Source organism: Sinorhizobium sp. (assembly GCF_059070375.1).
In genome coordinates this window covers 1,627,753-1,640,051 of the sequence record NZ_JCACWC010000003.1, presented here as the reverse complement: position 1 = coordinate 1,640,051, position 12,299 = coordinate 1,627,753, and the positions used below count along the sequence as shown (strand labels likewise).

Annotated in this window: 10 protein-coding genes and 1 tRNA gene; 4 read left to right on the top strand and 7 right to left on the bottom strand. The window is 61.3% G+C overall.

The features are described 5' to 3' along the window. Nucleotides 1–129: 129 nt before the first annotated feature. Complete coding sequence (gene tig / locus AC5J09_RS19925; RefSeq protein WP_494298307.1) at nucleotides 130–1,605, bottom strand: trigger factor; 1,476 nt, start codon at nucleotides 1,603–1,605, stop codon at nucleotides 130–132. A 174-nt stretch (nucleotides 1,606–1,779) separates the two neighbouring features. After that, nucleotides 1,780–1,864, bottom strand: a tRNA-Leu gene (locus AC5J09_RS19920). A gap of 1,141 nt (nucleotides 1,865–3,005) precedes the next feature. Here AC5J09_RS19920 and AC5J09_RS19915 point away from each other — a divergent pair. From AC5J09_RS19915 to trmFO, 3 genes are all read left to right on the top strand, one after another. Further along, nucleotides 3,006–3,149, top strand: a complete 144-nt coding sequence (locus tag AC5J09_RS19915) for a DUF1127 domain-containing protein (protein WP_003529522.1) — start codon at nucleotides 3,006–3,008, stop codon at nucleotides 3,147–3,149. 303 nt (nucleotides 3,150–3,452) lie between these two features. After that, nucleotides 3,453–3,596, top strand: a complete 144-nt coding sequence (locus AC5J09_RS19910; RefSeq protein WP_003529520.1) for a DUF1127 domain-containing protein — start codon at nucleotides 3,453–3,455, stop codon at nucleotides 3,594–3,596. A gap of 92 nt (nucleotides 3,597–3,688) precedes the next feature. Beyond that, nucleotides 3,689–5,107: a methylenetetrahydrofolate--tRNA-(uracil(54)-C(5))-methyltransferase (FADH(2)-oxidizing) TrmFO gene (trmFO, locus tag AC5J09_RS19905; protein WP_494298306.1), complete on the top strand. Its 1,419-nt coding sequence runs from the start codon at nucleotides 3,689–3,691 to the stop codon at nucleotides 5,105–5,107. A 34-nt stretch (nucleotides 5,108–5,141) separates the two neighbouring features. On the opposite strand, the gene AC5J09_RS19900 is transcribed toward trmFO, so the two are convergent. The 5 genes from AC5J09_RS19900 to yajC form a co-directional block, all read right to left on the bottom strand. Next, nucleotides 5,142–5,597, bottom strand: coding sequence for a hypothetical protein (locus tag AC5J09_RS19900; RefSeq protein WP_338283118.1), 456 nt, complete (start codon nucleotides 5,595–5,597; stop codon nucleotides 5,142–5,144). Nucleotides 5,598–6,676: 1,079 nt separating this feature from the next. Continuing rightward, entirely contained in the window at nucleotides 6,677–7,519 is an 843-nt protein-coding gene (locus AC5J09_RS19895; protein WP_494298305.1) for a phytoene/squalene synthase family protein, read from the bottom strand. A 21-nt stretch (nucleotides 7,520–7,540) separates the two neighbouring features. After that, nucleotides 7,541–7,927 (bottom strand): Mth938-like domain-containing protein, encoded by a 387-nt coding sequence (locus tag AC5J09_RS19890; protein WP_324763341.1) that lies wholly within the window; start codon nucleotides 7,925–7,927, stop codon nucleotides 7,541–7,543. Then, nucleotides 7,927–10,503 carry a protein translocase subunit SecDF gene (gene secDF, locus AC5J09_RS19885; protein WP_494298304.1) on the bottom strand — a complete coding sequence of 859 codons (2,577 nt, stop codon included), beginning with the start codon at nucleotides 10,501–10,503 and terminating at the stop codon, nucleotides 7,927–7,929. The genes AC5J09_RS19890 and secDF overlap by 1 nt, the downstream gene beginning before the upstream one ends. Before the next feature lie 166 nt (nucleotides 10,504–10,669). Next, entirely contained in the window at nucleotides 10,670–11,002 is a 333-nt protein-coding gene (gene yajC, locus AC5J09_RS19880; RefSeq protein ID WP_011975343.1) for a preprotein translocase subunit YajC, read from the bottom strand. Nucleotides 11,003–11,342: 340 nt separating this feature from the next. Between yajC and AC5J09_RS19875 the strand changes: the two genes are divergently transcribed. Further along, on the top strand, nucleotides 11,343–12,218 hold the full coding sequence (locus tag AC5J09_RS19875; RefSeq protein WP_100674024.1) for an ATP-binding protein: 876 nt from the start codon (nucleotides 11,343–11,345) through the stop codon (nucleotides 12,216–12,218). Nucleotides 12,219–12,299 lie beyond the last annotated feature (81 nt).

Sequence of the window (12,299 nt, the reverse complement as noted above, 5' to 3'; positions counted from 1 at the left end):
TCCAGGAGAAGTGTGCAGCGGTTTTCGGTCGGGAAGGTAATTTCAAGTCTTAGAGGGTTCACTAACGGTTCCTCTAAAAAAAGAAAAAGCCGCCCGGAGGCGGCCTCTTCCTATCCTTGAGAGATGCGATTACTCGGCGCTCTCGTCCGCAGCCTTCTTCTTGGCCGGGGCCTTCTTCTTCGGCGCGGCGGCTTCTTCGCTCTCGCCGGCTTCGGCCTTGGCGGCTGCCTTCTTCTTGGAGGCCGTCTTCTTGGCCGGCTTTTCGTCGGCTTCGTCGTCAGCCGTCAGCTCTTCCTTCGAGACCTTCTTGTCGGTCACCGAAACCTCGGTGAGCAGGTGGTCGACAACCTTCTCCTCGAAGAGCGGTGCGCGTAGCGAGGCGGCAGCACCGGGCGTGTTGCGGAAGTATTCGAGGATTTCCTTTTCCTGTCCGGGGAACTGGCGCAGCTGCTCGAACAGAGAACGCTGCATCTCGTCATCGCTGACCTGGACGCCGGCCTTTTCGCCGATTTCGGAGAGAACCAGGCCGAGGCGGACGCGACGCTCGGCGAGCTTGCGATATTCGGCGCGCGCTTCCTCTTCCGTCGTGTCTTCATCGGCAAAGGTCTTGCCGGCCTGCTGCAGGTCGGTGTTGATCTGGCGCCAGATGTTCTCGAACTCGGCATCGACAAGGCGCTCGGGCGTATCGAACTGATAGAGCTCGTCGAGCTGATCGAGAAGCTGGCGCTTGACCTTCTGGCGGGTGATCGAGCCGAACTGGCTTTCGATCTGGCCGCGGACGATTTCCTTCAGCTTGTCGACGGATTCGAGGCCGAGCTTCGTTGCCAGCTCGTCGTTGATCTCGATCGGGGCAGCGGCAGCGACATCCTTGACCGTGATGTCGAAGGTTGCTTCCTTGCCGGCAAGGTTGGCTGCCGGATAATCGGCCGGGAACGTGACCGTGATGGTCTTTTCATCGCCGGCCTTTACGCCGACAAGCTGCTCCTCGAAGCCCGGGATGAAGCGGTTGGACCCGAGCACGAGCTCCGCATCTTCGTCCTTGCCGCCGTCAAAGGCTTCGCCGTCGACCTTGCCGAGATAGTCGACCGTGACGCGGTCGCCATTGGCAGCCTTGCCCTTCTTCGATTCGTAAGTCCGGGCGCTCTCGGCGATGCGCTGGATCTGCTCGTTGACTTCATCCTCGCTGACGTCGACGACCTCACGGGTGACCTTGATGCCGCTTGCATCCTTGAGTTCGATCGGCGGAATGATTTCGTAGGCGACCGTGAATTCGAAATCGGCTTGGGCGCTCAGGATCTTGTCGGCTTCTGCCTCGTCCTCGGTCATCGCGATTTCGGGCTGGGTGGCCGACTTTTCGCCGCGGCTCGTGAGGATTTCCGTCGGCTTTTCACGAACGATCTCGTTGACGAGATCGGCCATGATCGACTTGCCGTAAACCTTCTTAAGGTGCGCAACCGGCACCTTGCCGGGACGGAAGCCGTTGATGCGAACACGATCCTTCACTTCGACGAGGCGCTCGTTCATCCGAGCCTGCATTTCGTCGGCCGGGATAACGACCTTGAGTTCGCGCTTCAGCCCTTGAGCGAGCGTTTCGATAACCTGCATGTTAAAACCTTCACTTCACGTTGACAGTGCTCTTCCCTTGAAAGGCTAGGCGAGCACGTGAGCCGATCCATTTGCCGGGAGTGGCTTTACGCAATTCCGACCGCTTTGCAAGCAAAATGGCGCCTTGCCGGCCCTCCCAGCGCCGAATACCGACGCGTGACTGCTATATCGTCCTGGTGCGGGTAGAGAGACTTGAACTCCCACGCCTTGCGGCACCAGAACCTAAATCTGGCGTGTCTACCAATTTCACCATACCCGCGTTCAGACGACCGCACCGCCCAATCGCATTCCTCACAAGATCTCATCAGCGGAATGCCGCGGATATTCTTGGGCCATGCGAAAGGTTCAGGGCTCCCGAGCGCGGCGTCTCTATAACACTCGTTTTCATCGGATCAAAGGGAAAATGCTCGCGCCCGTTGCCCGCTCGCAGCCACGGCTTCGAACGGGCAGCTCGAGGATCCTTAGCAAAGGATGCCGGCAGAAACGTGATGCTGTGTTCCGCCGTATGACAGCCACTGGATCCTCGCCCTCCATCGGCGGGACGGCGAACGGCAATCCGCGTTGCGCAATCCGCATATCTTCCATGTGGACATTGCACTGCACAAATCGATTTAAGGCCACTATATTCCAAATCAGCGAAGCGCCGCGGTGATAGCCGAATGGACGCCGGCGGGCATGATCGCCCGCAGCGGGAAATCCCGCGAAGATCCGAGCCTGAGCTCGACAGAATTCGAAGCTGCGCACTCCTCCTCCCATCGCCGCTTCGATAGGATTGGCAATACTCCTCCTCCCAGTTGCCAATCGCATTTATGACGCCCGCCGGTCCTCCTCCCCCGACGGGCGTCATTCTCCCCTCAGATATTCCGTACGGCACCTCCATCTGCCCATTATTTCGGCATTTTGCGATCGTCCGACGCTTGAGCCATGCACCATTTGCATAGGTGCCATTCCCGGCGGCCCCTAGCAGAATCCGGGGGTTCGGCCTATATTCCAATCATCGATCGGGCAGCGCACTCCTCCTCCCAGCGCGCCCGATACGGATTGGCGACACTCCTCCTCCCGGTTGCCAATCAGATCAAGCAACGCCCGCTGGACCTCCTCCCCCAGCGGGCGTTGTTTATTTCTGCCAACTCCCTTGCTCCGAGAATCGCACTGCGCGCCGCGCGCTCTGATAGACCGCCAAGGTCTTTGGAACGGTCTGGAAATGCGCAAGAGGCCGGCATCGGCAACAAAAGGTTAAACTCCGGTTAATGCCACCGAAAAGCTTTGCACGCCGCGCATGGGTGCGATGCAGCATTAGCTCTGTAATCCCGGCTCAAACCGATTATATTCCGGTTCATAAGATGACGGCCAGCAAGAGAGATAGAGCGCTGGCGAACGACCTAGAAAGGAATAGGATCATGAACCTCGCACGTTCTTTCAACAACTGGCGCAAGTATCGTCAGACCTGCAACGAGCTCGGCCGCATGAGCGACCGTGAGCTGACTGACCTGGGCATCGGCCGCGCAGACATCCCCTACGTTGCCCGTCAGGCAATCAAGTAAGCATCAAGCTTCGCCAGATAATGGCCGTTCAAACGCCTTCCGGTTCGCCGGCGGGCGTTTTTTTATTCTGCTGAGTCGTTCTGATCTCGTGCAGCAATCCCTGCAAAAGCAACTTAACCGAAACTTAATCGATGGCGCATTTTCGGGCCGGCCGAGATGCATGCTCACGAAACGATCGATGCACTGCACAAATGCATAGCAGATGCATCTACTTTGCACTCCATCTTCCAGTTAGACAAGCGTATAAGAACCTCAACGACGCAGACAATCACTGTCGCGAGCGATCTTCTTGAGGAAACGACCATGAACCCGATTCGCATTGCAAAAAGCTGGATCAACTACCGCCGTACCGTTGCCGAGCTGGGCAGCCTTTCCAACCACGCTCTGAACGATATCGGCATTACCCGCTACGACATCCGCAACATTGCGGCTCGCTCCTTCCGCTAATCGGATCGAGCATTGCTTGGCTTGAAGACGGCGCCCTCGGGCGCCGTTTTCGTTTCTTGGAAGCGACGGATGCCTGTGGTAGGAAGCCGCCCATGAACAAAACGACGTCCTCCCATTCGCCCATCCACGTCATTGGCGGCGGCCTCGCCGGATCGGAAGCCGCATGGCAGATCGCCGAAGCGGGCGTGCCGGTCATTCTGCATGAAATGCGCGGCGTGCGCGGCACGGATGCGCACAAGACCGAGAGCCTCGCCGAACTCGTCTGCTCGAACTCTTTCCGCTCCGACGATGCGACCAGCAATGCCGTCGGCGTGCTCCATGCGGAGATGCGTCTTGCTGGCTCGCTCATCATGCGATGCGCCGATCTCAACCAGGTGCCCGCAGGCGGTGCGCTCGCCGTCGATCGCGAAGGCTTTGCCGAGGCCGTCAGCGCAGCGATCGCAGACCACCCGCTGATCACGGTTCTGCGGGAAGAGATCGGGGGCCTGCCGCCGAAGGACTGGGATCTCGCCATCATTGCGACCGGCCCGCTTACAGCACCGGACCTCGCCGAGGCGATCCGCACGGAGACCGGCGCCGATGCCCTGGCCTTCTTCGACGCCATCGCACCGATCGTCCATGCCGACACGATCAACATGGATATCTGCTGGCATCAGTCGCGCTACGACAAGGTCGGCCCGGGCGGCACGGGCAAGGATTATATCAACTGCCCGCTCACACAGGAGCAGTATGACGCCTTCGTCGATGCGCTCATTGCCGGGGACAAGGCCGGCTTCAAGGAATGGGAAGGCACACCCTATTTCGACGGCTGCCTCCCGATCGAAGTGATGGCAGAGCGCGGCCGCGAGACCCTGCGTCACGGGCCGATGAAGCCGATGGGCCTCACCAACGCCCATAATCCCTCGGTCAAGCCCTATGCCGTGGTTCAGCTTAGGCAGGACAACGCGCTCGGCACGCTCTACAACATGGTCGGCTTCCAGACGAAACTGAAATACGGCGCGCAAGGCGAAGTCTTTCGGATGATTCCGGGGCTCCAAAACGCCGAGTTTGCGAGGCTCGGCGGCCTGCACCGCAACACCTATATCAACTCGCCGACGCTCCTCGACAATTCGCTGACGCTCAAGTCACGTCCGGGCTTGCGCTTTGCCGGCCAGATAACCGGCTGCGAGGGCTATGTGGAAAGCGCGAGCATCGGCCTCCTGGCGGGCCGCTTCGCCGCGGCGGAACGCAAAGGCGCCTCACCCGTCCTACCTCCCGTGACCACGGCCTTCGGTGCTCTCCTCAATCACATCACCGGCGGCCACATCGTCTCAGACGACGAACCGGGCAAGCGCTCGTTCCAGCCGATGAATATCAATTTCGGACTGTTTCCGCCGCTCGAACCGGGCGCCCTGACGAGGCCGGAGGGTGCCAAACGCTTCCGTGGCAAGGAGAAGGCGCTCGCCAAGAAGCAGGCGATGGCGTCACGCGCGCTGAGTGATTGCGCAAGCTGGCTCGGCAACGCCGTCTGACGAGCGACGAGAACTCCGTTGCGGATTCAGCCGGTCAGTCCAGACCCTGCGCCGCGCCACCCGGTGCTTCCAGCTCCGATTTCGGACTAAAGGTGCCGAGCAGCCAGAGCGAAACCTCGGCTGCCTCGGCAGCCGTCCGAAATTCGAAAGCGTTGTCCAGGTAGGCGAAATCCGGGAAGTGGACAATCAGCCCGCGCCCACTCTCGGACGTGTTGACCCGCACCTTGCCGGGCTGAATGACGTGGCAGACATAATGCGTGCCGTGCGATTGTATGAATCCGGCCTTGCCATCGTGCAGACGCAGGAAGATCGCCGTTCTGTCGACGGTCGAATGCAGTGCCCGGATCGCTTCGTCCGGGAATGCCCGGCCGAATTCCACGATCGCCGACCCGGCATCCGGATTGTCGGCGTCGCGCTCGGCGCGTGCGTTCATCCGAATATAAAACACGCAGACGGCGGCGATCGCCACCAGGAGCAGTAACCAAAGCATCGCGTGGGTCCCTTGATCGCGACGGGATTTCGATTGAGAAGAATTATATCCCGCGAGACTTGCGCCAGCGTGACGGGCGAGCGCCTAGCGAATGATTTCTCGTCTAAGACGGGCGCTGTAGCACTTTTCGGAGGACTGCAATCTCTCCCCCTTCATCCTCCCCCTGTGCTCGTCACAGGGATGGGAGCAGCGCCGCGTCTGCGGCCCGTACGGGCGTGACTTGCGGCCTGTCGTGTCGCCTCGCTATCTTCACGGTTTATGAAACGCGCCGAGGACCGCACCCTCTCCACCTCATCCCTGTGCGCGTCACAGGGATCCAGCAGCGCCGCGTCTGCGGCGCGGAAGCGTTCTTTCAGCCCAAGGACTTGGTCTGGCTGGATTCCTGTGACAAGCACAGGAATGAGGGACCGGGGATGTGCGGCTGAAGCGAAACGGGACGCTGTGTACGGGCGTGACCTGGGGCCCTCCGCGCCGCCCTCGCTATCTTCACGGTTTATGAAACGCGCCGAGGAACGCACCCTCTCCACCTCATTCCTGTGCTCGTCACAGGGATGAGAGCAGCGCCGCGTCGGCGGCGCGGGAAGCGTTCTTTCAGCCCAAGGACTTGGTCTGGCTGGATTCCTGTGACAAGCACAGGAATGAGGGACCGGGGATGTGCGGCTGAAGCGAAACGGGACGCTGTGTACGGGCGTGACTTGCGGCCTGTCGTGTCGCCTCGCTATCTTCACGGTTTATGAAACGCGCCGAGGACCGCACCCTCTCCACCTCATCCCTGTGCGCGTCACAGGGATCCAGCAGCGCCGCGTCGGCGGCGCGGGAAGCGTTCTTTCAGCCCAAGGACTTGGGCTGGCTGGATTCCTGTGACAAGCACAGGAATGAGGACCGGGGATGTGCGGCTGAAGCGAAACGGGACGCTGTGTACGGGCGTGACTTGGGGCCCTCCGCGCCACCTCACTTTCTTCACGGTTTATGAAACGCGCCGAGGGGCCGCACCCTCTCCGCCCTCACTCCTGTGCTCGTCACAGGAATGAGGATCAAACAAGCGGCGGCGGGTATCCGGAATCTCAACGGGCCTTCGTCTAAAACTGCCGGCGCCGGCTCGCCCGCCACATCCGCCATTGCCGCTGCCATTGCGGCGGCCGCAGTGGCTGACGAAGAATTCGCACTCCGGCAGCCTCCGCGCGATCGAACACCGGTTCGGCCAGGGAAACGGGAAGGAAAGCGGAGAAATTCCGGGCGGAGATCGCGCCTGCACTTTCACGTGCCTTGGCGAGATGATCGCGACCGAGGCCGCAGAAGGCGCGAACGGCCCTTTCGATCGCACTCTCGTCGGTTCCGGCAAGAAGCGTTTCCCGGTCGAGGCCCGTTGCGCTCAAAAGCTCGGCAGGAAGATAGACCTGGCCACGCCCGGTATGAACCGGCAGAAGCAGCAGGAGACCGGCGACCGTCTGAGCAACCCCGGCATGACCGGCTGCGTCTGAGGATTTCGCAGCATTTTCGGGGTCCAGGATGAGAGATGAAAGCTGAATGAGCGCCGATGCGGTTTCACCGGCATAGCCCTCCAGCGCCGCCCTGTCCTGCATCGGGTCGTCGTAAAGATCGAAAATGCGTGCATCGATCATGTCCTGCAGAACGCGGACAGGAAGGTGATGCTCGCGGATGCAACGCAGGAGCGCTTCGGCCAGCGGATGCCCCGCGCCGTCCGACTGCTGGTTTTCGAGAATGTCACGCCACCACTGCAGCCGGATCTCGCCGGGGAGCGGCTCCTTGACCGTGTCGCGGACACGGGCGATCTCCGCGTAAAAAGCATAGAGCGCCGCGAGCGAGTGGCGCTTCTCTGCAGGAGAAAGCAGACAGGCCAGGTAGCGATCGCGGTCGGTGTCCCGCAAGGTTGCGAGAATCTGATCATCGGACTGTTGCACGCAGGGTTTCCTTCGAACGCCTCACACCGCGATCAATGCCGCGGCGACGGCCCGCGATTCCGCCAGCATCACGTTATAGGTCCGCACCGCCGCCCCCGTGCTCATCGGATCGGACGAGATGTTGGCGGCCCTGAGCGCTTCCTTCAGTTCTCCCGGTAAAGGACGGATTTCCCGGCCGGTGCCGACGAGCAGCACCTCGACGTCACGCGCCTCATCGAAGATGCGCTGGAATTTCGCGACCGCGAGCACGTCGCCTTCGGCAACGTCCCAGGCGTAGATACCGGAGGGCAACATCAGAACGGACCCGCGATGCGACATATCGGCGAAGCGGAAGCCGCCATTGCCGTAGGCGTCGACAGGCGCGCGTCCCGGAAAGTGCGCTTCGCGCATTTCGATCCCTTTTGCCATCACACCGCACCCTTTGCTTCCGTCTCCGACGAGGTATCCCGGTCCGCCGAGTCCTCCGTGCCTCCAAGACGATTGTTTCGGCGATTGAAGAGGATGAGCAGCGGTCCCGCGACATAAATCGAGGAAACGGTGCCCACAAGCACACCGAATATGAGTGTCGCGCTGAAGGACTGGACGAGACCACTGCCTCCGAACAGATACAGCGCAACGAGAGCAAGGAGCGTCGTCAAGGCGGTCAGGACGGTCCGCGACAGGGTCTGGTTGATCGACGTGTCGATCAGGACGGAAAGCGGCATCCTTCGATAGCGCACCAGATTTTCCCGGACTCGATCATAAATCACCATGGTGTCGCTCAGCGAGTAACATACGATCGTCAGCAGCGCTGCGATGCTGGCGAGGTTGAATTCGATGCCCGTCACGACGAGGAACCCGAGCGTCAGCAGCACATCATGCAACGTCGCGACGATGGCTCCGACGGCAAATCGCCGGCCGAAGCGAAGCCACACGTAAAGCAGCACGGCCAGCACGGCTGCGGCAACGGCGAGCGACCCTGCCCTCGTCAACTCGCCGGAAACACCGGGGCCAACCACCTCGACACGGCGGAAGACATACTGATCCTCGAGTTCGGAGCGAACCAGCCCGACCGCCGTCTGCTCGGCATTGTCGCCGGCTTCCTGCGACGGGATACGGACGAGAACGTCTCGCGCCGATCCAAGTTCCTCGACTTGAACGTCTCCGAGGTTCAATTCATCGAGACGGGCACGGATGTCGGCACCATCGGCGACGCCGGTCCGTGCCCTCAATTCGATGACGGAGCCGCCCCTGAAATCTGCTCCCATGTTGAGCCCGAGGCTCGTCAGGAGAACCAGCGAAGCGAGCGACAATGCCGTCATCAGAATGAAGACCGGATTGCGGATCGCCATGAAACGGAAATCCGCCCGACTGAAAAATCCGGTCCGGATGCCACGTGGCAGACGCCGCGGCAGGCGGCGGCGATACCACCCGCGAATGAGGCGGCGTGTCAGGCTGTGCGCCGTCAGAATGGTGGTGACGCTGCCGATGGCAAGCGTAACCGCAAAACCCCGAATGGCGCCCGACCCGAGATAGAGGAGGATTACGCCGGCGATGAAAATCGTCAGATTCGCGTCGACGATGCTCCTCAAGACGCGCTCGAATCCGTCGTCCAGCGCCCTTCGCAAGGGTTTGCCGCTGGTACGCGCTTCTTCCCTCAGCCGCTCATAGATGAGAACGTTCGAGTCGACCGCAATTCCGATCGTGAGGATGATCCCGGCAATTCCGGGCAATGTCAGCGTGGCGCCGGTGACGGACAGGACCGCGATGATCAGCACGACATTGACGATGACGGCAATGACGGCGACGACACCGAAGAAGCCGTAGAAGCCAATCATACAGGCTGCGACGGCAATGGCCGCGATCAGGCCCGCCGTGAGGCCGTTTGCCACGGCGTCGGCGCCGTCCTCGGGACCGACGGTACGCTCCTCGATGACGGTCAGCGAAACGGGAAGCGGGCCGGCACGCACCAGGGCGGCAAGGTCGTTCGCCCCGTCCTCCGAGAGATTTCCGGAAATCCGGACGCTATCACCGGAAAGCGCGCCGTCTAGAACGGACGTCGAGATAACCTGCCCGTCGAGCACGATCGCGAACTGCTTCCGTGGATCCGACTGCAGGACCGGCGCGATCCGTGCGGCAGCCCCGGCAGTAATCCTTGCATTGACGACAGGTTCGCTCGTCGCCGGATCGAAGCCCGGCTGCGCCTCGACGAAGTCCGGTGCCGCAGCAAAGGCGTGTCTCTCGACCAGGTAGGGTATTGGTGGATCGTCCAGCGAATAGAGGACCTCGGACCCCGCAGGCGGCCTCGTATCCACGGCCTGTTGTGCCGGCATCGAGGAATCCAGCCACTTCAGAGCGACATCTCCTCGCTGTCCGAGGAGATCCTTCAATCTTTGCGGCTCGTCCAGACCGGGGACCTGCACGCTCAGCCGGTCACCGCCGCGACGCTCTATGATCGGCACGACCGCGATGACTTCGCCGACCCGCCGGCGTACGACCTCGACGGACTGGGCGACGGCATCTGAGACCCTGAGATTTATGCCCTCGTCCGTCAGGCGAAGCCGAAGCGTGTCGCTGGTCGCGCTTCCCTCGTAGACCAGTTCCTGTATGGAACTCCCGAAAAAGCCGCCCTGTCGAACGGGGGCGACCAACGCCTTCAGCGCGTCGCGTGCCGCTGGCGCTTTCGTTGCATCGCGGAGACGAAACTGCAGGCTCTGCCCGCTTCCTGACAGCCCCGTATAGCGGATATCCGCCTGTCTCAGGGCATCGGCGATCGTGTCGATGGTCGATTGCAGGCGCTCCGCGACGATGTCTTCGCGGCTGACCTTCAGGACGATATGGGAACCGCCCCTGAGATCGAGCCCGAGCGGCACCTGCCGATGCGGCAGCCAGGTCGGCCAGTCGGCAAGCTGCTCTCTGGAAAGAAGATTCGGCAGTGCGAAGGCGAGGCCCGCAAGGACGACCAGCCAGATGAGAATGTTCTTGAACGGCGACAACCTGGGCATATTTCGAAATGCTCCATCCGCCGGTCTCTGCCGGTCGCGGCCCTTGCCCTAACCACGGTGATTTTGGCCTCGCGTCGCTCCAAAATCAAACCGTGATCGATGCCGATATAAAGCGCGGTATGCGGGCGAAAACCGCGCACGCTTCTTCACGTTCCCCGCGCCGGAGTTATTCCTTGACGGGCTCGCCCTTCACGCGAACTTCGGATACGCCGCTGCGCACAACGCGGACTTTGGTGCCCTCGGCGATCTCCACCTCGAGCTCCGTATCGTCGACGACCTTGGTCACCTTGCCGACGATGCCGCCGCCGGTGACGACCTGATCGCCGCGCCGGATGTTCTTCAGGAGCTCTTCGCGGCGCTTCATCTGCGCACGCTGCGGCCGGATGATCAGGAAATACATCACCACGAAAATCAGCAGGAATGGCAGGATGGACATCAGAATATCGGCGCCGCCGCCCCCAGGGGCCGCCGTCTGCGCGAAAGCTTCGGTAATAAACATCGATCACTCCTTGAGTTCAAATTGCGCGCTTGCCCCCGCGGCAAACCTGCCGGAATATAGGCAAGCCGTCCCGTAACGCAAATCGTCGGTACACTTCCCCGTTTCTCCTGCCTCTGGCACAAATTCCGCAGCAGGAGAACCCCCTGGTTGCAGGCTGCCGGTCTTTTCCAGCGCAAACCGCCGTGCTACCGAGAAAAACGCCGCCGGCGGCAGCTTCAACGGATTCGACCGGAGGATGAACGTCGCGGCGATTCAAGGATTTGGGTTAAGCCGGCGCACGCCCGTTATCGCGCGGGTCGGCCGCTCATGTTCGAAATCCAGCCTGCCGGAGATAGATGAAATGCCCGAAAGCAAGATCGACGTCCTGCTCAACGAAATACAGAAGCTTTCGGCCGCGATGGAGCGCATCGCCGGACCGGCATATGCCGTCAACGACTGGCATGAGGCGGAGTGTTTCGTCTGGGCACCGGCCACGCGCCACCTGCAGCCCGTCCCGAACCCGAATCGCATCGATCTCACACTCATTACCGGCGTCGACCACGTCCGCGACATTCTCTTCGACAACACGCTTCGCTTCGCTGACGGTTATCCGGCAAATAACGTGCTCCTCTGGGGCGCCCGCGGGATGGGCAAATCGTCGCTGGTCAAGGCCGTTCACGCAAAGGTCGCCCACGACACCGGAAGCGCACTCAAGCTCGTCGAAGTTCACCGGGAGGATATCGCCACCCTGCCCGTGCTGATGGAAATCCTGAAGGCGGCGCCGATGCCCGTGATCGTCTTCTGCGACGATCTCTCCTTCGATCACGACGACACCTCTTACAAGTCGCTGAAGGCGGTGCTCGACGGAGGCGTCGAGGGGCGGCCGGCAAACGTTCTGCTCTATGCGACGTCCAACCGCAGACACCTGCTTCCCCGCAACATGATGGAAAACGAGCAATCCACCGCCATAAACCCCTCGGAAGCCGTCGAGGAAAAGGTGTCGCTATCCGACCGCTTCGGGCTTTGGCTGGGTTTCTACAAATGCAGCCAGGACGACTATCTGGCGATGGTCGACGGATATGCGCGGTACTTCAAATTGCCTCTCGAGCCGGAAGCGCTGCATGCCGAGGCTCTTGAATGGGCCACGACGCGAGGATCGAGGTCCGGCCGCGTCGCATGGCAATTCATTCAGGATCTGGCCGGTCGTCTGCGCAGACAGCTCGACGCTCCTGCGTAATCGCGCTTGCCGTCTGCCGGCGTGATCGCAAAAGCGCCGCGTGTCTTGCCAGACACGCGGCGCTTTCGATTTGCGCATGAG

Excerpts from the sequence above, each read along its gene's own strand:
- tig (WP_494298307.1), bottom strand. The coding sequence starts at position 1,605 with ATGCAGGTTATCGAAACGCTCGCTCAAGGGCTGAAGCGCGAACTCAAG.
- AC5J09_RS19915 (WP_003529522.1), top strand. The coding sequence starts at position 3,006 with ATGAACCTCGCACGTTCTTTCAACAACTGGCGCAAGTATCGTCAGACC.
- AC5J09_RS19910 (WP_003529520.1), top strand. The coding sequence starts at position 3,453 with ATGAACCCGATTCGCATTGCAAAAAGCTGGATCAACTACCGCCGTACC.
- trmFO (WP_494298306.1), top strand. The coding sequence starts at position 3,689 with ATGAACAAAACGACGTCCTCCCATTCGCCCATCCACGTCATTGGCGGC.
- AC5J09_RS19900 (WP_338283118.1), bottom strand. The coding sequence starts at position 5,597 with ATGCTTTGGTTACTGCTCCTGGTGGCGATCGCCGCCGTCTGCGTGTTT.
- AC5J09_RS19890 (WP_324763341.1), bottom strand. The coding sequence starts at position 7,927 with ATGGCAAAAGGGATCGAAATGCGCGAAGCGCACTTTCCGGGACGCGCG.
- secDF (WP_494298304.1), bottom strand. The coding sequence starts at position 10,503 with ATGCCCAGGTTGTCGCCGTTCAAGAACATTCTCATCTGGCTGGTCGTC.
- yajC (WP_011975343.1), bottom strand. The coding sequence starts at position 11,002 with ATGTTTATTACCGAAGCTTTCGCGCAGACGGCGGCCCCTGGGGGCGGC.
- AC5J09_RS19875 (WP_100674024.1), top strand. The coding sequence starts at position 11,343 with ATGCCCGAAAGCAAGATCGACGTCCTGCTCAACGAAATACAGAAGCTT.